This is a genomic window from Paraburkholderia sp. RAU2J (assembly GCF_003634845.1).
GTDB classification, from domain to species: Bacteria; Pseudomonadota; Gammaproteobacteria; order Burkholderiales; family Burkholderiaceae; genus Paraburkholderia; species Paraburkholderia fynbosensis.
Window position 1 is genome coordinate 2772577 of record NZ_RBXG01000001.1, and the last position, 22398, is coordinate 2794974.

Sequence of the window (22398 nt, forward strand, 5' to 3'; positions counted from 1 at the left end):
GGGCCACCTTCGGGTCCACCGTCATCGCGCAGCGGCTGTGCGCCGTGTCGTGTGCATCGTGTGTGATGGCGGCCGCGCTGGCCGTGTCCGCAACCCCGGTCGCGGCGCAAACGCCGGCGTCGGCGGGCCACAGCCCGGCGGTGTCCGCCGGAACTGAAGCGCCGGCAGCAGCCACAACCGTGCAGGACCAGGAGCCGACCGGCGACGCGGACACCGATAGCGCGGCAAGTGCCGATAACGCGAGCGACGCGGCCGCGCCGGACAACTCGTTCGAAGCGCGGCAACGCGCGCTGGATCAGCGCAGCGACGAGAACAACTACACCTACGGCGTCGCGCAGCACAACTGCTATAGCCGGTTCTTCGTCAATCACTGCCTGAACCGGGCGCGCGACAGCATGCGTGCGGTGCAGGCGGAGATTCGCAAGGAGCAGCTCGCGCTCGACGGCGAGCAGCGCGCGCAACGCGCGCGTGCGCGTGACGAACGCGCCGCGCTGCGCCGCGCCCGTAACGAAGCGGATGCGCCGCAGCGTGCCGCCGAAGATGCGCGCAACGAACAGGCTTACCAGGACAAGCAGCGTCAGCACGCGATCGATCAGGCACAACGTGGCGCCGAAGCGCCGCAACGCGCGGCCAACGCGCAGGCCTACGAGGACAAGCAGCGCCAGCATGCGATCGATCAGGCGCAGCGCGGCATCAGCCCGTCGCAGGCGGCGGCCAATCAGCAGGCCTACGATCAGAAGCAGTCCGACTACCAGCGCAAGCTCGAGCAAGCGCGTCAGCAGGGCGCGCAGAAGGCGCAGGAGCGCGTTGAGAAGCAGCAGAGCTTCGAGAAGAAGCAGGCCGAGGCCGCCCAGCACAAGGCCGATGTGCAAGCGCGTCAGAAGCAGGCGGCCGAGAAGGCCGAGCAGAAGCGGCAAGACCAGTTGAAGCAGCAGCAACTCGAAGAGCAGCAAAAACAGCAACAGCAGCAACAGTAAATGTGCTGTAGTGGGTCCTGGCGGGTTCTGGCCAGGACTGTAGTCGCAGTCGCCGTAACGCGTTTTGAGCCGGACAGCAACCTCAGGCGTCGGTCTGCGCGCGCAGCCCGCGCCGCAGACGGGAGGAGGCGAGCATGCGCGATCATCACCACGTCATCAACGCGGACACACTTCGCGACCGGATTCTGCAACTGGAATCGGAGCACAGTGGGCTCGATCGGTTGATCGACCGAATGTCGGATGAGCCCGGCATCGACGACTTCGAGTTGCAGCGCCTGAAAAAGCGCAAACTCAAAGTCAAGGACACCATCATCTTGCTGCAATTGCAGCTCGAACCGGACGCACGCGCCTGAGTTCGCGGCCTGGCAGGCGCCGGGCGCGCGCCGCGCGAGCCGGACTTTGCAGGAATGCTTGCCTTGAATTCACCGCTTGAAACTTCATCCCGGCGCACGTCGGGCGATGACGCAGCCACCGGCACGCCGGCGCCGCGTCCTGCCGCGTCCGCGCTGAGCGCGTCGTTGAACCCGCGGCGCGTCGCCGAACTGGATCAGATCTTCGCCGATGACGGCCTGCTGGCCCGGCAGATCGACGGCTATCGCTCGCGGGCCTCGCAGATCGAAATGTCACGCGCGGTCGCCGCAGCGATGGAAGCGTCGGGCCGCGCGATGCCCGAGCCCGCGATGTTCGAGGCGCAGAAGCGTCCCGCACGGCGTCTGCAAACGGCCGGTGCGGCCGACGCCGAGGCCGCGGCCGACGCCGCTGAAAACAGCGGATCGAGCGGACTCGACGGCAGTGAAAACACGCTGATCGTCGAAGCGGGCACGGGTACCGGCAAGACCTATGCGTACCTCGTGCCGGCCATGCTGTGGGGCGGCAAGGTGATCGTCTCCACCGGCACCAAGCACTTGCAGGACCAGCTCTTCCAGCGCGACATTCCGACCGTGCGCGACGCGCTCGCGGTGCCGGTGTCGGTCGCGATGCTCAAGGGGCGCGCCAATTACCTGTGCCACTACTATCTGCAGCGCACCGCGGACAACGGCCGTTTGCCGTCGCGCCAGGAAACCTCGTATCTGCAGGACATCGTGCGCTTCGCGAAGATCACGCGCACCGGCGACAAGGCTGAACTCGCGAGCGTGCCGGAAACGGCGGCGGTGTGGTCGATGGTCACGTCGACGCGCGAAAACTGTCTCGGCCAGGAGTGTCCGCATTACAAGGACTGCTTCGTGATGCAAGCGCGCCGCGAAGCGCAGCAGGCCGATATCGTGGTGGTCAACCATCACCTGTTTTTCGCCGACATCATGTTGCGCGACACGGGCATGGCGGAACTGCTGCCCACCGCGAACACCGTCATCTTCGACGAAGCGCATCAACTGCCCGAGACCGCGACGTTGTTCTTCGGCGAGACGCTGTCGACCACGCAGTTTCTCGAGCTCGCACGCGATTCCGTCGCCGAAGGTCTGGGTCATGCGCGCGAAACGGTCGATTGGGTCAAGCTCGGCGCGACGCTCGAGCGCGCGGCGCGCGATGTGCGGCTCGCGTTCAAGGAAGACTCGGTGCGTTTGTCGATCGGCCAGTTGCCCGACGATCATCCGCTGTTCCCCGCGCTCGAAACGCTCGAAACCGAACTCGACGCCTTGGCCACCGCGTTGGCGGGGCAGGCCGAGCGCGCCGAGTCGATCGGCGCGTGCCTGCGTCGCGCGCGCGAATTGCAGGGCGTGCTGGCCGGCTGGACGACGCCGCCCACCGCGACCGAACGCAATGCCGCCGACGCACAGCAGGCCACCTCGAACGACGGCAATGCCGAGCGCGCCGACCCGAACGAAAAGGTGCGCTGGATTGAAGTCTTCTCCCATACCGTGCAGTTGCACGAGACGCCGCTGTCGGTCGCGCCGATCTTCGCGAAGCAGCGCGCCGGCGTGCCGCGCGCGTGGATCTTCACGTCGGCGACGTTGTCGGTGCGCGGCGACTTCACGCACTACGCTGCACAGATGGGTCTGAACGCCAAGCGCTCGATGACGCTGCCCAGTCCCTTCGACTATCCGACGCAGGGCCTCCTGTACGTGCCGCGCAACTTGCCGCAGCCTTCCTCGCCGATGTTTACCGACGCCGTGTTCGACGCCGCGTTGCCCGCGATCGAAGCCTCGGGCGGCGGCGTCTTCATGCTGTGCACAACGCTGCGCGCGGTGGATCGCATCTCGGCGAAGTTGCGCGATACGATCGAAGCGCGGGGCTGGAACTATCCGTTGCTCGTGCAGGGCGATGCGAGCCGCACCGAGTTGCTCGACCGCTTTCGCTCGTACGGCAATGCGATTCTGGTCGGTAGCCAGAGCTTCTGGGAAGGGGTGGACGTGCGGGGTGACGCGCTGTCGCTGGTGGTGATCGACAAGCTGCCGTTTGCGCCGCCCGACGATCCGGTGCTGTCGGCGCGGCTCGATGCGTTGACGAAGAAAGGCTTGAGCCCGTTTGCCGTGCATCAGTTGCCGCAGGCCGTGATCACGCTGAAGCAGGGTGCGGGCCGTTTGATTCGTGCGGAGACCGATCGCGGCGTGCTGATGATCTGCGACACGCGCCTCGTCGACAAACCGTATGGACGTCGTATCTGGCAAAGCCTGCCGCCGTTCAAGCGCACACGCGAGATCGGGGTGGTGCGCGAGTTCTTCGAAGAGAATTCGACGCGGGTTCAATAGGGCGGACGTGTGTCGAACCGCCGTTGAAAAACGGCGCTTGAATGGCAAAACGCCACGGATGTGAATCCGTGGCGTTTTGCTTTACCACCCGCGAAATCGGAAAGACTTCGCGGTGCGGTTTTCGCCCGAAGGCGAGCCCTGAGCTACAGCTTAGTTGCTTGCAGCCGAAGCCGGAGCAGCAGCCGAAGCAGCAGCGCCTGCGTCCGAAGCAGCAGCGCCTGCATCCGAAGCAGCAGCCGTAGCCGAAGCAGCAGCGTCGCTCGCAGCAGCAGCCGAATCCGAAGCTGCAGCAGCAGCCGGTGCCGAAGCAGCAGCAGCGTCGCTAGCGGGGGCAGCGGCCTGATCGTTGCTCTTGTTGCATGCAGCCAGTGCCACAGCTGCCAACAGGGATGCTACGAGGAGGGATTTCTTCATGATCACGTCCTTTTATGGTTTAAAGGTAAGCAACAGCGCAAAATAAAACCGGTAATGTGCTCCAACACCGACCTGGGCCGCTGGTGGAGACGCTCTTTCGACGAGCTGGAATCTTCCCTACGGCTTGGGCGGAAATTATATGCACTTTCGTACTGACAGTCGATAAATCCGGGGTCAATACGTTGTCTTTCTCATACAAAATTTCAACAGTACGGTATATAGCAGGCGGGCAGAGTCACACAAGCTCGCCCACTTGTATCCAGCCCGCACAATACCACTCGTGCAGCAGTGCTGTCACCGACGAATCGTGTGAGAGTGTTACAAAGCGTTTCGCACTCAAACACCGGTGATCAGCGAGATCAAACAGCCATTTTTTTGCGCCATCAAATGACGTTTCTTCTCCATTTACGAAGAAAAAACGGCGGTTGTACAACAGATTGGTCTTGCGGTCGAGCCGCAGGCCGGACTTCGCCGCTTGACTGATAAAACGGGCTTCGTTGAGCGGCCTTTGCGGCGGATCAAACACGACACTCGGCTTCGGTTCGCTGAGATAGGTGCCAAGGAACGACGCAATATCCTGCTCTTTCCATTTGATACCAGCAAGGATCGCGCCAACCCTCTCTACCAGCGCCGCCGGCAACTCCGCAGGGCGGTCGACGGCGGGCTGCTGCGGATCGCGGTAAAGCGCGCCAGTCTTGCCCGCCGATTCGCCGCGCTCGGCCAGATGGTAGAGGAACTGCGCGGTCAACTCGCTCGCGGCAGGGGCGCGAAAGCCGATCGAGCAGGTCATGCATTCGCCTTGCGCAATGCCGTCATGCGCGATGTGCGGCGGCAAATACAGCATGTCGCCGGGCTCGAGCAGCCATTCCTCTTCCGCCTGGAAATTCTGTAAAACTTTCAAAGGCAGGCCGGCTTGCAAGGTCAGATCTTTCTGTGAGCTGATGCGCCAGCGGCGCTTGCCTTTTACTTGCAAAAGAAACACATCGTAGGAATCGAAGTGGGGGCCTACGCCGCCGCCATCGGTTGCGTACGAGATCATCAGATCGTCGAGGCGCGCGTCCGGCACGAAGCGGAAGCGGTCGAGCAACGCGCGCGCGCGATCGTCGTAGAGATCCACGCCCTGCACGAGCAGCGTCCAGGCGCGCTGCTTTACCGAGGGCAGTTCATCGGGCGCGAACGGCCCGTGCTCGAGTTGCCATTTGTTGCGGAAGTGGGTGATCAGGCGCGCTTCGACTTCGTCCTGATCGGCCAGCTCGAAGAATTCGTCGCGTGAGAGCGGCGCTTCCACGTTCGGAATCGCCTGGCGAATCAGCAACGGCTTTTTTTGCCAGTACCGGCGCATGAATTGCGAAGGACTCAAATTGCCGAGCAAGGCAGTGGGCGTGTCGGGCGAGGGCGGAAGAACGGGGAGCGCCGGCTTTGAAGCCGGCGACGAATTCCGTGCCGAAGCTGCATCGGCCGGGTGGTCTGTGGGCCGCTTAGGCATCGTATAATGTGACTTGTATTCTGGAGAATCGAATGAAAATCGCAAAGAACACCGTCGTGTCGGTCGCTTACAAGCTATCGGATGCGCAGGGCAATCTGATTGAAGAAAGCGACGAGCCGATGGTCTATCTGCACGGCGGCTATGATGGCACGTTCCCCAAGATCGAGGAAGAGCTCGACGGCCACGAGGCCGGCTTCGAGACTCAGATCCAGCTCGAGCCGCAAGACGCGTTCGGCGAGTACGATGCCGATCTCGTGAAGATCGAGCCGCGCGATCGCTTCCCGGAACCGCTCGAAGTCGGCATGCAATTCGAAGGCACGCCGGAAGAAGGCGACGAAGATCTCGACTCGCTCGTCTACGTGGTAACCGAAGTCGCGGAAGACAAGGTCGTGCTCGACGGCAACCATCCGCTCGCGGGCATGGCGCTGCGTTTCGCGCTGACCGTGAAAGACGTGCGCCCGGCCACCGAAGACGAAATCCAGCACGAGCACGCGCATGGCGCTGACGGCCTCGAAATCCTCGACGAAGACGACGAGGAAGACGAAGACAAATCAGGGCCCACTCTGCACTGAACTTGCCGGCACGCCGCCGGGCACGCTCGAGCCTGATGCGGCGCCGGGCGTGTGCGGTGCGGAGGCCGGGGCGGGCGGCGCCGACATTGCCGGGCCATATCCGCCGCCGCCCTGATCGGCCGGCAGGCGCGGCACTTGATCCGGTTGCGGCTCGCCGGGAGCCTGCAGTAGCGGCGGTAATTCTGATGCCGGTCCCAGTGCCGGTACCGCCGGCATCGAAGCAGCCGGTTCCTCGCGTGACCACGCCGGTTGCGTCGTGGGCATTGGCATCTGCTTCGGCACATCGCGCACTCTCACACGGAACGGCGTTTTTGTGCCCGGTTCCGCTTCAATCTGAATCCACTGGTTAAGACGATCATGCGGCGCAAGCGCGACTCGCGTGAGATTCGTCACCAGCATCCCTTTGTCGTTGCGTAGTGGCTGATCGATCACGAAGCCGCCGTTGGCGCGTTCGTCGTCCTCGTGTATCACCAGTATGGGGCCGTGGAAAATCTGGGCGAGCCTGACGAGGCTGCGTTTGAATTCCAGGAAGCCGTCGCGGCGAGGGCTGTGCGCAAAGCGCAGCCACGCGAAACGGTCGGGCCGTTCGTAACGCTCCGGATCGAAGTCGCCCTGAAGGAATACGACGATCGCGCGCGCGTCGCGGCGTTTCGCGTATTCGCCGGCGTGTTCGAGCCAGAAGGCGTTGGCGATCACCCGGTCTTCGAATTCACCGTTGCGGCCGCCCGCGGTCAGATAGTGATTGTTCGGGCTCGGCGCATTCAGGCCGACGAACACGATGTCATCTTTGTCGCCCGGTGTGTCGTTGGATAACCAGCGCACGTTTTCGCGAAACGGCCGAAAGCGCGAGACTTCGCTTTCCCGCGTCAACGCGATAGGGCTCTGGCCCATCGACGTGGCGTCGGCGAACAAGGTCTGACGCAGCAGGTCGAGCCGTTCGACCGGATCGAAACCGCCGGCCTCGGCCGTGCCGCAATCGACCCAGTCATGCTGGCCCGGAATGAAGAAGAGAGGGATGCGCGAAGTTTCGAGCAGCGTGTGACGGCGCTCGTAGAGCGCATCGCGACAGGCTTCTTTCGGCCCCTTCAGATTGCCGTTGTAGACGATGAACGACACGTCGCGCTCGCGGTTGATCGCCTCGATCAGCCGTTGCGTGGCGGGTTCGTCGGTGGGGCCGTGCATCGTGTCGGCGATGACCGCGAAGGTGAAGCGCGGCGCCGCGGCGTAGGCGGGCGCGGCGAATGCGAAGAGTCCCGCGAGAGACAGACAACCCGCGAGTGCGCCGATCAACGCGAAAGCGAAAGTCAACGCCGCGCGAATTCCGCGCGGGTGCTGCGAGGGCCTGTGTGCGTCAATGATCCGCATCCGGCGCGGCGGCCAGTTCGTGGAGCTCGTACAGCAGATCGAGTGCTTCGCGCGGGCGCAGATCGTTGGGATCGATGCCGCGCAAACGTTCGACGAGCGCCTGCATCGCGGGCGATGCAGGCGCCTGCGCGGACCCGGCGTCGTGTTCATCATCGTCCGCGTCTTCGACCTGCATCGGCATGGGCGCGGCGAACAGATCGAGTTGCGGCGCGGGCTGCGCCGCCGACTGCTGTTCGAGATGGGCGAGATGCTTGCGCGCCGCGCGAATCACCGCGTTCGGCACGCCCGCGAGCTGCGCGACCTGCAGACCGTAGCTCTGATTGGCCGGACCTTCGCTGACCGCGTGCAGGAACACAATGCCGTGCCCATGTTCGACCGCCGACAGGTGCACGTTGGCCGCATGCGCAAACTCGGCCGGCAACTGCGTCAGTTCGAAGTAGTGCGTAGCGAATAGCGTATGGCAGCCATTATGCGCGAGCAGATGCCGCGCGATGGCCCACGCCAGCGCGAGCCCGTCGAATGTCGACGTGCCACGGCCGATTTCATCCATCAGCACGAGACTTTGCGGCGTGGCGTCGTTCAGGATCGCGGCGGCTTCGGTCATCTCGACCATGAAGGTCGAGCGGCCGCCGGCCAGGTCGTCGGCTGCGCCAATGCGCGTGAAGATGCGGTCGATCGGCCCGAACGCCGCGCGCCGCGCCGGCACATAGCTGCCCACGTACGCGAGCAGGGCGATCAGCGCGGTCTGGCGCATGAAGGTCGATTTACCGCCCATGTTCGGGCCGGTGATCAGCAGCAGTTTGCGCTCGGGCGTGAGCGTGCAGTCGTTGGCGATGAACTGCTCGACCTGCGCCTCGACGACCGGGTGCCGTCCCTGTTCGATCTCGATGCCGGTGTCCGGCGAGAACGTCGGCGCCACCCAGTCGAGCGCGCGGGCGCGCTCCGCGAAGGCGGCGAGCAGATCGAGTTCGGCGAGCGCCGCGGCGACCCGCTGGCAATCCGGAATGAAGGGCAGCAGCGTTTGCAGCAGCGCGTCGTATAGCGACCGTTCGCGCGCGAGTGCGCGCTCCTGTGCGGACAGCGCCTTGTCCTCGAAAGTCTTCAGTTCCGGCGTGATGTAGCGCTCGGCGTTTTTCAGCGTCTGACGGCGGCGATAGTCGTCGGGCACCTTGTCGGTCTGGCCGCGCGTGACTTCGATATAGAAGCCATGCACCTTGTTGTATTCGACGCGCAGATTGCCGATCCCGGTACGCGTGCGCTCACGCGTTTCGAGGTCGATCAGGAACTGTCCGCAGTTCTCCGAAATATCGCGGAGTTCGTCGAGTTCCGCGTCGTAGCCTCGCGCGATCACGCCACCGTCGCGCACCATCGCCGCGGGTTCCTGCGCGATCGCACGTGTGAGCAGTTCGACGCAGGCTTGCGGCGGTTCGAGCGACGCATCGATGCGCGCGAGCGAATCCGCGTTCGACGACACAGCCGCGAGTTGCGTGCGCAGCTCGGGCAGTGCGATGAAGGTGTCGCGCAGACTGGACAGATCGCGCGGCCGCGCCGACAGCAGGGCGAGCCGGCCCGTGATCCGTTCGATATCCGAAATTTTCCGCAACGCGCCGCGCAGCGTATCGACATCGGCGCCCGGCGGCGCGTCGAGCAATGCGCCGATCGCCTGTTGACGCGCCTGCGCCACCGCGGACTCGCGCGGCGGATGATGCAGCCAGTGGCGCAGCAGACGGCTACCCATAGTGGTGCAGCAGGTGTCGAGCAGCGAACACAGCGTGGGCGATTCGGTGCCGCGCAGTGTTTCGGTGAGTTCGAGGTTGCGGCGCGTGGCGGGATCGAGGCCGATATATTCCGATTCGTACTCGACCTTCAGACTGCGCACGTGGCGCAGTTGCTGTCCCTGCGTGGACGCCGCATACAGCAGCAGCGCGCCGGCCGCGCCGCAGGCGCAGGTTAGCGAATGCGCCCCGAAGCCGTCGAGGCCCGCCACTTCCAGCTGATCGCACAGGCGTTGCGTGCCCGAGGCGATATCGAAATGCCAGACCGGCACGCGGGTCAGTGCACTCGCGTTCACGGGCGGCGTCCAGCTTGCGGAATCGGAAGGCGTGTCGGCGACCAGAATTTCGGCGGGACGAATCCGCTCCAGCGCGGCCGCCACCTGGTCGGGTGCGACTTCCGCGAGGCGCAGCGCGCCACTCGCCAGATTCAGCCACGCGAGGCCGACGCTGGTCGCGACGCCGCGCCGGTTGTGCGCGACGCACATGGCGAGCAGATAGACGTCGTTCTTGTCGGACAGGAGTGCGGCGTCGGTCAGCGTGCCGGGCGTGACCACGCGCACCACCTTGCGCTCGACCGGGCCTTTCGATGTGGCCGGGTCGCCGATCTGCTCGCAAATCGCGACGGATTCGCCGAGCTTCACGAGTTTCGCGAGGTATTGCTCGACCGCGTGATGCGGCACCCCCGCCATCTTGATCGGATTGCCGCCCGACGCGCCCCGTTGCGTGAGCGTCAGATCGAGCAGACGCGAGGCTTTTTCCGCGTCTTCGAAAAAGAGTTCGTAGAAGTCGCCCATCCGGTAGAACACGAGCGTGCCCGGATGCTCCGCTTTGATGCGCAAATACTGCTGCATCATCGGCGTGTGTTGTGCGACGTCGTTGGCCGCTGCGGTTTGAATGCCCATCCTCGGTGTCTTCTTGCGTTAGCTGTTCAGGGCGTGAGTTTAACCTGCCGGCGCGGCGAGCGGACCCTGGCCGGATGGCCAATCCGCGCGGTGGTTCGCTCGCGCGCGGTGCAGCGGCCTGCGCGCGCTCGAATGCGCGCAAGCCGCTATGGCGTCATTCCCCGGCCATCGCCCGCAGGTCCACCGTGCGCTCGTTCACTGCGCTGCGCCGTTTGGCGAGCCACATCATGAACGTGATGAAACTGCCGAACACGACGATGATCCATTGCGCCGGCATCTTCGCGGTGAGCAGCAGCGCATAGGCGCCGAGCATCAGCAGCACGGCGAGGTTCTGGTTGAAATTCTGCACGGCGATCGAATGGCCCGCGGACAGCAGCGTCGCGCCGCGATGCTGAAGAATCGCGTTCATCGGCACGATGAAAAAGCCCGAGAGCGCGCCGAGCAGGATCATCAGCGGATACGCGAGCAGGATATAGAACGGCGCGACGTAGGAGCCGATCCGGATGCCCGCGCCCGCCGGAAACAGGTCCTTGTTGTAGAAGGCCATCGCGATCGCCACCGCGCCGGTCAGAATGCCGACCGGTAGCACCCGCAGCGACTTGCGCAACGGAATCAGCGCGGCCGCCGCGGCCGCGCCGACCGCGATGCCGAGCCCCGTCACGCCTTGCATTACCGCCGCCTTCGACAGTGATAGCCCGAGGTTCACATTGGCCCATTTGAGCACCAGCAATTGCAGCGTCACCGCGCCGCCCCACATCAGAGTGGTGACCCATAGCGCGATCTGCGCGAGCTTGTCGGCCCACAGCACGTTGAAGCAGTGATAGAAATCAGCGACCAGCTTCGTGGGTTCTGACAGACGGTTCGGATAACGTGCGCCGGTATCGGGAATGAACATGTTGATCGCGGCGGCGATCGCGTAGGTGATCATCACCGCGAACATCGCAAGATCGGCGGCGGAGCGGATCAGCGGCAGGTGCGCATGCGCGACGAATCTGTCGGCGACGGTGCTGATCAGCGCGCCGCCCACCATGGTGCCGACGATGGTCGACAGGACCGTCGCCGATTCGAGCCACGCGTTCGCCTTGACGAGTTTTTCCGCCGGCAGCAGTTCGGTGAGGATGCCGTATTTGGCGGGCGAATACGCGGCCGCGCCGAAGCCGACCACGCCGTAGGCGATCATCGGATGAACGCCTGCGATCATCATCAGACAGCCGCTCGCCTTCAGCGCATTCGAGATGAACATCACGTGGCGCTTTTGCAGCGAGTCGGCGAATGCGCCCACGAACGGTGCGAGCAGCACGTACGAGACGGTGAAGAAGATCTGTAGAAGCGGGGTGACCCAGGCGGCCGAACGGATCACGGAGAGCAGCGCGATGGCGGCGATCAACAGGGCGTTGTCCGCGAGCGACGAAATGAACTGCGCCGCGATGATTGTGTAGAAGCCTTTTTTCATGAAGCGGAGTGGAGGCCGCGCGCTTGTTGATGAAACGCAGAGCAACAAGCGGGCTAGCGAGGGGGCTCAAATTCGGGCTCAAATTCGGGCTGAAAAGCGCGGCGCGAAGCGGGCGCAGCGAAAAAACGCGCGATACATGCGACACGTGGCCGGACGAAGCAGCACGCCGGCGCGGCATCCCGCTTTGTAGCACGAACGCTCATGCGATGCAGAGCCGCCAACAAAAAAGCGGCCGAAGCCGCTTTTTTTGTTCAACCTGCCGCCGCAGGGCCGGCCCGGATGCCAGTTTGATGAAGGCCCGAGGAGCTTGAATCAATGTCGACTCAGGCCGGCCCCGCCCACGACAACCGGCCTTACGCCGACTGCTCGCGCGTGCGGCTGTAACGCGACAGGACCGGAATCATCTGCGCATAGATCTTCGGGTTGCCCGCGACGATTTCGCCGACGTGCAGGAAGTCCGAGTCGCCCGTGTAGTTGCCGACCAGACCGCCGGCTTCCGTGATCAGCAGGCTGCCCGCAGCGACGTCCCACGCACTGAGGCCCTGTTCGAAGAAGCCATCCATGCGGCCCGCGGCGACGTTCGCCAGATCGAGCGCGGCGGCGCCCGGACGGCGCAAGCCCGCGCAGGCTTCGGTCATTTCAGCGAACTGGCGGCCGTACGCTTCGATGCCGTCCTTTTCGCGGAACGGGAAGCCGGTGCCGATCAGCCCGTCGGCGAGACGGTCGCGCTTGGCCACGCGGATGCGGCGGTCGTTCAGGAACGCGCCACGGCCGCGCGATGCGGTGTACAGATCATTGCGGGTCGGGTCGTAGACCACGGCCTGCGTCACGATGCCCTTGTGCGCGAGCGCGATCGACACGCAGTAGTACGGAAAACCGTGGATGAAGTTGGTGGTGCCGTCGAGTGGATCGATGATCCACTGGTACTCGGATTCGTTATCCGACTTGCCGGATTCTTCGGCCAGGATCGCGTGATCGGGGTAGGCGGTCTTCAGCGTGTCGATGATCGCCGCTTCAGACGCTTTGTCGACCTCCGTGACGAAATCGTTGTGCTGCTTCTTGCTGACCTGGATCAGATCGAGGTCGAGCGACGCGCGGTTGATGATCTGGGCTGCGCGGCGCGCGGCCTTCACAGCAATATTGAGCATGGGATGCATGAGACTGATCCTTGTGCCGGGGCAGCACGGCTGCTGGCCGGTAAATGAGCGCTAAACCTGCGCTGACTGGGCGCCCGAAGAGCGCGGAAACAGCACGGAACGCCCGCCCGGTATAGGACCGGTGCGCATTCCGCCGACGGAGACGAATTGAATAAGAACGAGGCGCCCGGTTGAGCGAAGGGCTAAAACCGGGCGCGAATCCTCGTATTTTACCTGAGTCCGGGCGACGCGGCAGCGTTCGCGTCGGGGGCGGGGAATTCGGCGGCAAGCGGGGTGCTTTGGGGCGCTGTGATGCAGCCGCATGGCCGGTTCGTGGCGACGGAGTGGGAAACGTCTGGCGCAGGCTTCGCTTCTGCGAGGCGGTGCCTCACCGGCTGCCCGGCTGCCATGCCGCGGTGAAATTGCGCTTCGCCGGCAGCGGCATGGCGAGCGCGAAGTGCGTCACGGATGGCGTCTTCGCTTCTACGTGGCGACCGTCCGGCTGGTTGCCTCGTTACCGCGGGCGATCAAATCGCCTTCGGCCGATAGCGGCATGGTGACGGCGAACTAGCGCCACAGCCCGCACATCGCCCGCCTTCCGGTACGCAATTCGCTAAGCCCGCATCGCGGCAATTCGGAGCCCGCCCGAGGTTGGCGCTACCATACGCGTCTTTAGCTTGCAGAGTGCCATCGTGGACCACACCCCCCATTCCTCCGATCCCGCCGTGGCCGACCTGCGCGGCGGCTTCACCTCGACACGCTTCGTGCTCGTCGAGCCCAGCCATCCCGGCAACGTCGGCGCGGCGGCGCGCGCGCTAAAGACGATGGGCTTCTCGCGACTCGTGCTGGTGTCGCCGCGCGTGCCGCACGTGCAGAGCGATCCGGAAGCGATCGCGATGGCGAGCGGCGCGGACGACGTGCTCGCGTCCGCGCACGTCGTGCCAACGCTCGCCGACGCACTGATGGGCGTGCACTGGTCGATCGCGCTGACCGCGCGGCTGCGCGAATACGGTCCGCCGCAATGGACACCACGTGCCGCAGCCGCGGTCGCGCATGAGCAGGCGGTGCATGGCGAGATCGCGCTGGTGTTCGGCAACGAGCGCACGGGTCTGTCGAACGAGGACGTCGAGCGCTGCAGCGCGCTCGCGCATATTCCGGCCAATCCGGCCTACAGTTCGCTGAATCTCGCGCAGGCCGTGCAGGTGCTCGCGTACGAATTGCGCACCGAGTATCTGTCCGAGGACGACGCGACCGCGCGCGCGCTGGTCACCGCTCAGGCGAGCGTGGGGCAGGCGACGCAGGGCGAATCGGCCGGCCCGCGCGCGGCGAGTGACGAAATCGAAAGCATGTTCACGCATCTCGAGAGCGCGCTGGTCGCCCTCGACTTCCTCGATCCGGCCAATCCGAAGAAACTGATGTCCCGCTTGCGGCGACTCTTCGCGCGCTCCGGGCTGGAGCGCGAGGAAGTGAACATCGTGCGCGGCATCGCCAAGCATATTCTGCTGAAGACGAAGCGAGACGACGGCGACGCGCCCTGAGCCGTATTCGTCCGACGACCTTGCCGGCAGCGTGGACTTCCGGCAGGTTTCTCGCAATCGACCTACAATCCCTGCAACGTTCTAAGTAAATCTGCAGCCGTGCTAAGCGGCCGCATCGCCGTCATGCGCGGCGCAGCAGCGTCGCAGTGCGCGGACGGTCCTTCTCCCACAACACATTGTCCCTGCCATGTTCACGAGACTTCGCGAAGACATCGCCACGATCCGCGAGCGCGACCCCGCCGCCCGCAGCGCATGGGAAGTGCTCACGTGTTATCCGGGCCTGCACGCGCTCGTGCTGCACCGGCTCGCGCATGCGTGCTGGCAGGCGAAGCGCCGCTGGCTCGCGCGTCTCCTCTCGCAGATGGCGCGCTTCATGACCGGCATCGAGATCCATCCGGGTGCGACGCTCGGGCGGCGCGTGTTTATCGATCACGGCATGGGCGTGGTGATCGGCGAAACCGCGCAGATCGGCGACGACTGCACGATCTATCAGGGCGTGACACTTGGCGGCACATCGCTCACGCGCGGCGCGAAACGGCATCCGACGCTCGAGCGCGGGGTGATCGTCGGCGCGGGCGCGAAGGTGCTCGGCGGCTTCACGATCGGCGCGGACGCGAAGATCGGCTCGAACGCGGTGGTGACTAAACCGGTGCCCGCGCGCGGCACGGCGGTGGGCAATCCGGCGCGGATTATCGTGCCGGCGTCAGCAGCCACGGCGGCGAGCACCGCCAACGCGGATGGCAACGACGCCGCGCGCGATGCGAAGCGAACGAGCGAACGCAGCGCATTCTGCGCATACGGCATCACGCCGAACGCGGACGATCCCGTGTCGCTGGCGATTCACGGTCTGATCGATCATGCCGCCACGCAATCGAAGCGTATCGACGAGATCGTCGATGCGCTGGAGCGCCTGGGCACGAGCCTCGAAGGTCTGCAAGGCTTGCAAGGCGCGGACGCGGCGTTGCTCGATTTGCGGCGCCTGTCGGCGGCGATTGCGGGGAAAGAGGAAGGGGCGGTGGCGCAGCGGTAATCGCCAACGGGCCGGCCGTCGTGAAGGGTGGCCGGCGCAGGAGCTTTCCCGCGGGGTGGTTTCAGACGGCGGGCCTTCGCGCAGGCAGCAACGCCGGCAAGCCGATTTCAAGCGAGTCGATCGCTAGCGAGCCATTCCGGATCAGCGTGTCGCCAGGCGGGGCAGCGTAAAGTAAGTCATAAGTCGGCTTCAGGTAGGTCGGCAGGACAGGGGGCCCGAATCAAACCGGCCAGAAGTCAGGCAACTCACTCAAGCAGCCTCAGCCCAACGGCAACGCCCGAATCCCATCCGCATCGAGCCGCAGGTACCCGCCGCGGTGTGCGCCATGGTCGAGATCCCAATCCGGCAGAACCCAGCGCGTGCCGCCCGGCTCGCGATGCCGCGCGGGCAGATGCGTGTGCCCATGGATGATCGTCGCCGTTTTCGACGCCTCGAACAACGCGGCAACGGCCTTCGGCGTCACGTCATACTTCAACGAGACCGGCCGCATGCGGCCATGCTCGCTCTTCGCGCGCATGTTTTCGGCGAGCTTCTGACGCCAGCGAAACGGCGACGCCAGAAACAGCATCTGCGCGAAACGGTTGCGCGCGAAACGCCGGAACATCTGGTAGCCATGATCCGCGGTGCACAGACCGTCGCCATGCGCGAGCGCGACACGGATACCGAACGCCGTGATCACGAACGGATCGGGCAGCCAGATCGCGCCGGCCGCTTTCATGAAGCGCTTGCCGAGCAGAAAATCGCGATTGCCGTGCATGATGTAGAGCGCGATGCCGCGCTCCGACAGCGTGTGCAGCAGCGCCGCAATACGTGCGACGAACGGCTCGACCAGCATGTCGTCGCCGACCCAGTACTCGAATAGATCGCCGAGTATGAACACCGAGTCCGCCTGCTCGGCGGTGACGCGAATGAAATGTTCGAACGCGGCGACCGTATGCGGGATCGCCTCGCTCAAATGAATGTCGGAGAGGAGAAAAAACGGGCGTGCGGCGCGCGGGTGTTGGCCCTCGCCAGGCACGCCCGCGGCGACGCTTCGCAGCGGCGTCTCTTGCAGCATTGAAGGTGCCTGATTTCAGTTCGAACGAGTCGACGCTCGGTAGAGCTTAGTCGACGATCACAGCCTTTTCGATCACGACGTCGTCGGCCGGCACGTCCTGATGGAAGCCCTTCGAACCCGTCTTGACCTTCTTGATCTTCTCGACCACGTCCATGCCGTCGACCACCTTGCCGAACACCGCGTAGCCCCAGCCCTGCGGCGTCGGCGACGAGTGGTTCAGGAAGTCGTTGTCGTTCACGTTGATGAAGAATTGTGCCGTCGCCGAGTGCGGGTCGTTCGTGCGCGCCATCGCGACCGAGCCGTTGACGTTCTTCAGACCGTTGTTCGCTTCGTTGTTGATCGGCTCGGCCGTCGGCTTCTGCTTCATGCCGGGTTCGAAACCGCCGCCCTGGATCATGAAACCGTCGATCACGCGGTGGAACACCGTGTTGTCGTAGTGGCCGGCCTTCACGTAGTTGAGGAAGTTCTCAACCGACTTCGGCGCTTTCTCGGCGTCCAGTTCGAGTTTGATGACGCCGTGGTTCGTATGCAGTTCAACCATGATGGAATCCTTTGATGAACGGGTGGGTAAAAGGGCGCGGCGAACCGTCATGCGTTACGTACTGCCTTGACTGCCGCCCGCGCCGGGGCGTGGATTGTGCACCAACGCGTCGACGTACGGGCGTTGCCGTGCTGATTCGAGAGCACGCTCGGGTTGGCTCGTGCGCGCTCGTCGTGCTTCGTCCGCTTAGCTGCTCACTTACTTGCCGACTACCGTGGCCGACTGGATCACGATCGGCGTCTTAGGCACGTCGCCCATCGGGCCGCGCGACGTGGTAGGCGTGGCTTCGATCTTCTTCACGACGTCCATGCCGCTCGTGACCTTGCCGAACACCGCGTAGCCGCTGCCGTCCGGATTCGGATAATCGAGGCCGGCGTTGTCCACCGTGTTGATGAAGAACTGGGCGGTGGCCGAATTCGGATCGCTCGTGCGCGCCATCGCGAGCGTGCCGGCCAGGTTCTTCAGACCGTTGCGGCTCTCCAGAGGAATCGGCGCGCGCGTCGGCTTCTCGGCGAAGCTCTGCGTATAGCCGCCGCCCTGAATCATGAAGCCGGGAATCACGCGATGGAAGATCGTGCCGCTGTACTGGCCGGACTTCACGTAGTCGAGGAAATTCGCGACCGTCTTCGGCGCTTTCTCAGGATACAACTCGACGCCGATGTCGCCCGCCGATGTCTTGAGCAGCACGGACGGATGCGCGGCTTGCGAACCGGACTGGGCAAAAGCGGGTGCGTTTGCGATCAGGGCGGCGCTGCCGAGCGCCAACATCAACCATTTCATGAAGATCCTCGGGGTGGAAGAAGCGGAGTGCCCACAACGTGCCGGCGTTACTGCGACGGCGCCATGTAGGGCGGCATGGCCAGCGAGCCATTCGAGCCGCCGAACTGGAAGCTCGGCGTCTGCGGCATGTTCATGTTCGAGATGGCGCGGCCCGTGGCGCTCTCCGTGGGCGCTGCCGCTGCAGCGGGCCTCGCCGGCGCACCGTTCTTCGGCGGCGAGACGATCTTCTGGATGTCGGCCAGACGCCGCGCGGTCGTGGGGCTCGCCTTGCCGAGGCCTTGCGCGTGACGGTAGGCTTCGCTCGCCAAGCGCAGATACACGTCGCCGAGATTCTCGTACGCGAGGCCGTAGCTCGGGTTGGCCTTGGTGGCCGTTTCGAGCGCGGTGCGCGCTTCGATGAGATGGCCTTGCTTCGCGTACAACGCGGCGAGGTTGTTATACGGCTCGGGCAATTCGGGGTACAACTGCGTGAGTTCGGTGAACGCGGCGATCGCCTCGTCGTCGCGATTCAGGTGCGCGAGCACGGTGGCACGTTTGAACTTCGCCTGCGCGTCGCGCGGATTCGATGCGATGCGCGCATCGAGCTGGGTCAACGACGCTTCCCAGTTTTTCTGCGCAATCGACGCGTCGATTTCCGGCGTGTTATCGCGCACCGCGGGGCCTTGCGGCATCATGCCGGCCTTCTGTGCATAGGCTGCCGCAACGGGCAGGGCCGCGAGAGCGACGGCCACGGTGACGCGCACGGCGAGGGCGCGCACAGCGCCGCGCGTGAGGCCATTGCACGCCGTCGCGGCGAGGGTCGCAGCGCTGTGCGCGCGGCCGCTGGAAGGTTTCATAGGCTTGGGTCTGGATGTTATACTCCGACCCATTCTAACAAAAGGTCTGCGCGTTCCGTCGAACCGCAAACTGTCTTTTCGCCACTCGTGGTCGTCTCCGCTTTGACCGCAGCTTGATCGCCGCACCAGGTGCGCCGGTTTTGCTGTATGCGACGCACCCGTCGTCTTCTGGCGGGGCGCGGCGCGTCTGAAACACAATGCGGATTTCTTTCGGCCCACGCACCGTTCTCTATGGAATCACTGCGCATCTACAACACGCTCGCGCGTGACAAGCAAACTTTCGTGCCGCTGCAAGCAGGCGTCGTGCGGATGTACGTCTGCGGGATGACTGTGTACGACTATTGTCACGTCGGTCACGCGCGGGTGATGGTCGTGTTCGACATCGTGCAGCGCTGGCTGCGCACGCTCGGCTATGACGTGACCTACGTGCGCAACATCACGGATATCGACGACAAGATCATCCGCCGCGCCGTCGAGAACGGAGAGACGATCAAGTCGCTGACCGACCGCTTCATCGACGCGTTGCATGAAGACGCGGACGCGCTCGGCATCCAGCGGCCCGACCTCGAACCGCGCGCCACCGACTTCATTGCGCAGATGCTCGGCATGATCGAGACGCTCGAGGCGAACGGCTACGCGTATCAGGCGAGCGACGGCGACGTCAACTACGCGGTGCGCAAGTTCGCCGGCTACGGCAAGCTCTCGGGCAAGTCGCTCGAAGACCTGCGCGCGGGCGAACGCGTCGCGGCCAACGACGCGAAACAGGACCCGCTCGACTTCGTGTTGTGGAAGCAGGCGAAGCCCGACGAACCCGCCGACACTGGCTGGGAATCGAAGTACGGGCGCGGTCGTCCTGGCTGGCATATCGAGTGCTCGGCGATGGGCTGCACGCTGCTCGGCGATCAATTTGACATTCATGGCGGCGGCCAGGATCTGCAGTTTCCGCACCACGAAAACGAAATAGCGCAAAGTGAAGCCGCTACCGGTCAAACCTTCGTCAATTACTGGATGCACAACGGCTACGTACAGATCGACAATGAGAAGATGTCGAAGTCGTTGAACAATTTTTTTACGATTCGCGAAGTGCTGGCGCAGTACGATGCAGAGGTCGTGCGGTTTTTCATTGCCCGCGCGCATTATCGCTCGCCGTTGAACTACAGCGACGTGCATATCGACGACGCCCGCAACGCGCTCGCGCGTTTGTACACCGCGCTCAAGGATGTCACGCCGGACGCCGCGGAGCTCGACTGGAACGAAGCGCATGCGCAGCGTTTCCAGGCGGCAATGAACGACGACTTCAACACACCGGTTGCAGTGTCGGTGTTGTTCGAGTTGGCAACTGAAGTGAACCGCACGCGCGACCCCGCGCTGGCCCGTCAATTGCGCGCGCTCGGCGCGGTGATCGGACTGCTCGGGCGTGAGCCGCGTGCGTATCTGCAGCAGGCCGCGGGTGCCGCAGCACAAGGCGCGCTCGAGCCCGCCGCGATCGAAGCGAAGATCGCCGCGCGTGTGGCCGCCAAGCAGGCGAAGGACTATGCGGCAGCAGACCGGATCCGGGCCGAATTGCTCGAGGCCGGCGTTGCACTTGAAGACAAACCCGGCGGGTTGACCGAGTGGCGGCGCGTGTGAGCGCACCTCGTACTTCCCTCTGATCGACCCGCCAGGCAGGAGGCAGGATGGCAACGGCCACGAAGACGCCGGCTAAACGAGCCGCGTCTCAGACAAACGCGGCAGCCGCGGCAAAGTCGACACGCACGTCGGCTCGCGCGGGCAGCGGCGCGGTACAGAAAGCATCGTCGAAAGCCACTGCGGTGGCGGCGAAGAGCGCAGCGAGCGTAGGGGCGGCAGCGAAAAAGGCCACGCTCAAGCGTGCGCTCAACGGGACGTCGGCACACGCGCCTGCCGCGAAGCGCGCCAAGGCGACGCGTGTGAAAGGCAATGGCGCATTGCCGGCCGAACTCGCCGGCGACGTGCAGGAGCTCGCGCGCGACACCAACGCGGGCGAAGTCGTGCGCAAGACGCGCGCATCGGCGAGTGCCGGTGGCGAAGCGGCGAGTGCGAGCGATGCGGCGGTACCGGTGCAGATCGGCGGCCTCACGCCCGAAGTCACGCGTCCGGCGTATTGGGACAAGGCGTGTGCGGACCTCGTCAAGCGCGACCGTATTCTGAAGAAGCTGATTCCGAAATTCGGCCCGGTGCACCTGCTGAGCCGTGGCGACCCGTTCGTCACGCTCGCGCGCTCGGTGGTGGGGCAGCAGATTTCGGTCGCGTCTGCTCAAGCCGTGTGGGCGAAAGTCGAAGCCGCGTGTCCGAAGCTCGTGCCGCAGCAGTTCATCAAGTTCGGTCAGGAGAAGCTGACCGCGTGCGGGCTGTCCAAGCGCAAGGCCGAGTATGTGCTCGATCTCGCGCAGCATTTCGTGTCGGGGGCGCTGCACGTCGGCAAGTGGACGTCGATGGAAGACGAGGCGGTGATCGCCGAGCTCACCCAGATTCGAGGCATCGGCCGCTGGACCGCGGAGATGTTCCTGATCTTCAATCTGTCGCGTCCCGATGTTCTGCCGCTCGACGACCTCGGCCTGATCCGCGCGATCAGCGTCAACTATTTCAGCGGCGAACCGGTCACGCGCAGCGAAGCGCGCGAGGTCGCGGCGAACTGGGAGCCGTGGCGCACGGTCGCGACCTGGTATATGTGGCGTAGTCTCGATCCCTTGCCGGTCGACTACTGAACAACAAAAAACGAGGCCATCTCAAAAAGCTATCGATTGTTAGATTTGGATAGTTGCGAGATGGTTTTGACAGCGGCGAGCGCGGTTAGAATACGCGCTGCCGGTAAGTCCAAGGATTACAACCAATGAAGACCACCTTTCTGGATTTCGAACAGCCAATCGCTGAACTCGAAGCGAAGATCGAAGAATTGCGCTTCGTGCAGGACGATTCGGCCGTCGATATTTCGGAAGAGATCGAGCGGCTGTCCAAGAAGAGTCAACAGCTCACCAAAGATCTGTACGCGAACCTCACGCCGTGGCAGGTTTCGCAAATCGCCCGTCATCCGCAACGCCCGTACACGTTCGATTACGTGAGCGAGCTGTTCACCGATTTCCACGAACTGCATGGCGACCGCAACTACGCGGACGACCTGTCGATCGTCGGCGGCCTCGCGCGCTTCAACGGCCAGGCCTGCATGGTGATCGGCCATCAGAAGGGCCGCGACACGAAGGAGCGCGCACTGCGCAACTTCGGCATGCCGCGTCCGGAAGGCTATCGCAAGGCTGAACGCCTGATGCGTCTGGCCGAAAAATTCAACCTGCCTATCTTCACGTTCATCGACACGCCGGGCGCGTATCCGGGCATCGGCGCGGAAGAGCGTGGCCAGTCCGAAGCGATCGGCCGCAATCTGTACGTGATGGCCGAACTGAAGACGCCGCTGATTGCGACGATCATCGGTGAGGGCGGGTCGGGCGGCGCGCTTGCCATCGCGGTCGGCGATAGCGTGCTGATGCTGCAGTTCTCGACCTACTCGGTGATTTCGCCGGAAGGCTGCGCATCGATTCTGTGGAAGAGTGCCGCGAAGGCGCCGGAAGCCGCAGAAGCGCTCGGCCTGACCGCGCATCGTCTGAAGGCGCTCGGCCTGATCGACAAGATCGTCAACGAGCCGCTCGGCGGCGCGCATCGCGATCCGAAGGGCATGGCCGCCATGCTGCGCCGTGCGCTCGCCGACTCGCTGCGCCAGTTCCAGGGGATGAGCATCAACGACCTGCGTCAACGCCGTTTCGAACGGTTGATGTCGTACGGCAAGTTCAAGCAAACGACGCCGGGTGCTTGAGCCCGCGCGCGTTCTCTCTCCATCAG

19 protein-coding genes are annotated in these 22398 nt (G+C 64.3%); 9 read left to right on the forward strand and 10 right to left on the reverse strand.

The annotated features are described in order from the left end of the window. Positions 1 to 65 precede the first annotated feature (65 nt). The 3 genes from B0G69_RS12670 to B0G69_RS12680 all read left to right on the forward strand — a co-directional run bounded on the left by B0G69_RS12670 (position 66) and on the right by B0G69_RS12680 (position 3664). On the forward strand, positions 66 to 977 hold the full coding sequence (locus B0G69_RS12670; protein WP_121319346.1) for a hypothetical protein: 912 nt from the start codon (positions 66 to 68) through the stop codon (positions 975 to 977). Between the two features lie 134 nt (positions 978 to 1111). Then, entirely contained in the window at positions 1112 to 1330 is a 219-nt protein-coding gene (locus B0G69_RS12675) for a DUF465 domain-containing protein (RefSeq protein ID WP_042322843.1), read from the forward strand. 63 nt (positions 1331 to 1393) lie between these two features. Continuing rightward, complete coding sequence (locus B0G69_RS12680; protein ID WP_121317417.1) at positions 1394 to 3664, forward strand: ATP-dependent DNA helicase; 2271 nt, start codon at positions 1394 to 1396, stop codon at positions 3662 to 3664. Between the two features lie 150 nt (positions 3665 to 3814). Here the strand turns inward: B0G69_RS12680 and B0G69_RS41790 are convergent, their stop codons facing one another. Further along, the gene (locus B0G69_RS41790) at positions 3815 to 4078 is read right to left on the reverse strand and encodes a hypothetical protein (RefSeq protein WP_168669870.1); all 264 of its coding nucleotides are present in this window, start codon (positions 4076 to 4078) and stop codon (positions 3815 to 3817) included. A gap of 235 nt (positions 4079 to 4313) precedes the next feature. Continuing rightward, positions 4314 to 5564: a cupin domain-containing protein gene (locus B0G69_RS12695; protein WP_121317421.1), complete on the reverse strand. Its 1251-nt coding sequence runs from the start codon at positions 5562 to 5564 to the stop codon at positions 4314 to 4316. A gap of 32 nt (positions 5565 to 5596) precedes the next feature. Here B0G69_RS12695 and B0G69_RS12700 point away from each other — a divergent pair, with 32 nt between their 5' ends. Further along, positions 5597 to 6136 carry a peptidylprolyl isomerase gene (locus B0G69_RS12700; protein ID WP_121317423.1) on the forward strand — a complete coding sequence of 180 codons (540 nt, stop codon included), beginning with the start codon at positions 5597 to 5599 and terminating at the stop codon, positions 6134 to 6136. On the opposite strand, the gene B0G69_RS12705 is transcribed toward B0G69_RS12700, so the two are convergent. The 4 genes from B0G69_RS12705 to B0G69_RS12720 all read right to left on the reverse strand — a co-directional run bounded on the left by B0G69_RS12705 (position 6116) and on the right by B0G69_RS12720 (position 12788). Beyond that, the gene (locus tag B0G69_RS12705) at positions 6116 to 7501 is read right to left on the reverse strand and encodes a metallophosphoesterase (protein WP_121317425.1); all 1386 of its coding nucleotides are present in this window, start codon (positions 7499 to 7501) and stop codon (positions 6116 to 6118) included. The two genes, B0G69_RS12700 and B0G69_RS12705, sit on opposite strands and share 21 nt — an antisense overlap. Beyond that, complete coding sequence (mutS, locus tag B0G69_RS12710) at positions 7488 to 10178, reverse strand: DNA mismatch repair protein MutS (protein WP_121317428.1); 2691 nt, start codon at positions 10176 to 10178, stop codon at positions 7488 to 7490. The genes B0G69_RS12705 and mutS overlap by 14 nt, the downstream gene beginning before the upstream one ends. A gap of 154 nt (positions 10179 to 10332) precedes the next feature. Then, positions 10333 to 11631, reverse strand: a complete 1299-nt coding sequence (gene lplT, locus B0G69_RS12715) for a lysophospholipid transporter LplT (RefSeq protein ID WP_121317430.1) — start codon at positions 11629 to 11631, stop codon at positions 10333 to 10335. A gap of 353 nt (positions 11632 to 11984) precedes the next feature. Continuing rightward, a complete protein-coding gene (locus B0G69_RS12720) occupies positions 11985 to 12788 on the reverse strand; it encodes an inositol monophosphatase family protein (protein WP_121317432.1) in 804 nt (267 codons plus the stop codon). A 671-nt stretch (positions 12789 to 13459) separates the two neighbouring features. Here B0G69_RS12720 and B0G69_RS12725 point away from each other — a divergent pair. Beyond that, positions 13460 to 14305, forward strand: coding sequence for an RNA methyltransferase (locus B0G69_RS12725; protein ID WP_121319348.1), 846 nt, complete (start codon positions 13460 to 13462; stop codon positions 14303 to 14305). Positions 14306 to 14492: 187 nt separating this feature from the next. Further along, complete coding sequence (cysE, locus tag B0G69_RS12730; protein WP_121317434.1) at positions 14493 to 15335, forward strand: serine O-acetyltransferase; 843 nt, start codon at positions 14493 to 14495, stop codon at positions 15333 to 15335. A 259-nt stretch (positions 15336 to 15594) separates the two neighbouring features. Here cysE and B0G69_RS12735 read toward each other — a convergent pair whose 3' ends face one another. The 4 genes from B0G69_RS12735 to B0G69_RS12750 form a co-directional block, all read right to left on the reverse strand. Beyond that, positions 15595 to 16392: a UDP-2,3-diacylglucosamine diphosphatase gene (locus tag B0G69_RS12735; protein ID WP_121317436.1), complete on the reverse strand. Its 798-nt coding sequence runs from the start codon at positions 16390 to 16392 to the stop codon at positions 15595 to 15597. Between the two features lie 46 nt (positions 16393 to 16438). Next, on the reverse strand, positions 16439 to 16933 hold the full coding sequence (locus B0G69_RS12740) for a peptidylprolyl isomerase (RefSeq protein WP_121317438.1): 495 nt from the start codon (positions 16931 to 16933) through the stop codon (positions 16439 to 16441). Between the two features lie 198 nt (positions 16934 to 17131). Next, positions 17132 to 17713, reverse strand: coding sequence for a peptidylprolyl isomerase (locus B0G69_RS12745; RefSeq protein ID WP_121317440.1), 582 nt, complete (start codon positions 17711 to 17713; stop codon positions 17132 to 17134). Positions 17714 to 17760: 47 nt separating this feature from the next. Continuing rightward, complete coding sequence (locus B0G69_RS12750) at positions 17761 to 18549, reverse strand: tetratricopeptide repeat protein (RefSeq protein WP_121317442.1); 789 nt, start codon at positions 18547 to 18549, stop codon at positions 17761 to 17763. A 231-nt stretch (positions 18550 to 18780) separates the two neighbouring features. Here B0G69_RS12750 and cysS point away from each other — a divergent pair, with 231 nt between their 5' ends. The 3 genes from cysS to B0G69_RS12765 all read left to right on the forward strand — a co-directional run bounded on the left by cysS (position 18781) and on the right by B0G69_RS12765 (position 22372). Continuing rightward, positions 18781 to 20178: a cysteine--tRNA ligase gene (gene cysS, locus B0G69_RS12755; protein ID WP_121317444.1), complete on the forward strand. Its 1398-nt coding sequence runs from the start codon at positions 18781 to 18783 to the stop codon at positions 20176 to 20178. 47 nt (positions 20179 to 20225) lie between these two features. Further along, positions 20226 to 21275, forward strand: a complete 1050-nt coding sequence (locus tag B0G69_RS12760; RefSeq protein WP_121317446.1) for a DNA-3-methyladenine glycosylase — start codon at positions 20226 to 20228, stop codon at positions 21273 to 21275. A gap of 125 nt (positions 21276 to 21400) precedes the next feature. Beyond that, the gene (locus tag B0G69_RS12765; protein ID WP_121317448.1) at positions 21401 to 22372 is read left to right on the forward strand and encodes an acetyl-CoA carboxylase carboxyltransferase subunit alpha; all 972 of its coding nucleotides are present in this window, start codon (positions 21401 to 21403) and stop codon (positions 22370 to 22372) included. The last annotated feature ends 26 nt before the right edge of the window (positions 22373 to 22398 follow it).

Excerpts from the sequence above, each read along its gene's own strand:
- B0G69_RS12670 (WP_121319346.1), top strand. The coding sequence starts at position 66 with ATGGCGGCCGCGCTGGCCGTGTCCGCAACCCCGGTCGCGGCGCAAACG.
- B0G69_RS12675 (WP_042322843.1), top strand. The coding sequence starts at position 1,112 with ATGCGCGATCATCACCACGTCATCAACGCGGACACACTTCGCGACCGG.
- B0G69_RS41790 (WP_168669870.1), bottom strand. The coding sequence starts at position 4,078 with ATGAAGAAATCCCTCCTCGTAGCATCCCTGTTGGCAGCTGTGGCACTG.
- B0G69_RS12695 (WP_121317421.1), bottom strand. The coding sequence starts at position 5,564 with ATGCCTAAGCGGCCCACAGACCACCCGGCCGATGCAGCTTCGGCACGG.
- B0G69_RS12700 (WP_121317423.1), top strand. The coding sequence starts at position 5,597 with ATGAAAATCGCAAAGAACACCGTCGTGTCGGTCGCTTACAAGCTATCG.
- B0G69_RS12705 (WP_121317425.1), bottom strand. The coding sequence starts at position 7,501 with ATGCGGATCATTGACGCACACAGGCCCTCGCAGCACCCGCGCGGAATT.
- mutS (WP_121317428.1), bottom strand. The coding sequence starts at position 10,178 with ATGGGCATTCAAACCGCAGCGGCCAACGACGTCGCACAACACACGCCG.
- lplT (WP_121317430.1), bottom strand. The coding sequence starts at position 11,631 with ATGAAAAAAGGCTTCTACACAATCATCGCGGCGCAGTTCATTTCGTCG.
- B0G69_RS12720 (WP_121317432.1), bottom strand. The coding sequence starts at position 12,788 with ATGCATCCCATGCTCAATATTGCTGTGAAGGCCGCGCGCCGCGCAGCC.
- cysE (WP_121317434.1), top strand. The coding sequence starts at position 14,493 with ATGTTCACGAGACTTCGCGAAGACATCGCCACGATCCGCGAGCGCGAC.
- B0G69_RS12735 (WP_121317436.1), bottom strand. The coding sequence starts at position 16,392 with ATGCTGCAAGAGACGCCGCTGCGAAGCGTCGCCGCGGGCGTGCCTGGC.
- B0G69_RS12740 (WP_121317438.1), bottom strand. The coding sequence starts at position 16,933 with ATGGTTGAACTGCATACGAACCACGGCGTCATCAAACTCGAACTGGAC.
- B0G69_RS12745 (WP_121317440.1), bottom strand. The coding sequence starts at position 17,713 with ATGAAATGGTTGATGTTGGCGCTCGGCAGCGCCGCCCTGATCGCAAAC.
- B0G69_RS12750 (WP_121317442.1), bottom strand. The coding sequence starts at position 18,549 with ATGAAACCTTCCAGCGGCCGCGCGCACAGCGCTGCGACCCTCGCCGCG.
- cysS (WP_121317444.1), top strand. The coding sequence starts at position 18,781 with ATGGAATCACTGCGCATCTACAACACGCTCGCGCGTGACAAGCAAACT.
- B0G69_RS12760 (WP_121317446.1), top strand. The coding sequence starts at position 20,226 with ATGGCAACGGCCACGAAGACGCCGGCTAAACGAGCCGCGTCTCAGACA.
- B0G69_RS12765 (WP_121317448.1), top strand. The coding sequence starts at position 21,401 with ATGAAGACCACCTTTCTGGATTTCGAACAGCCAATCGCTGAACTCGAA.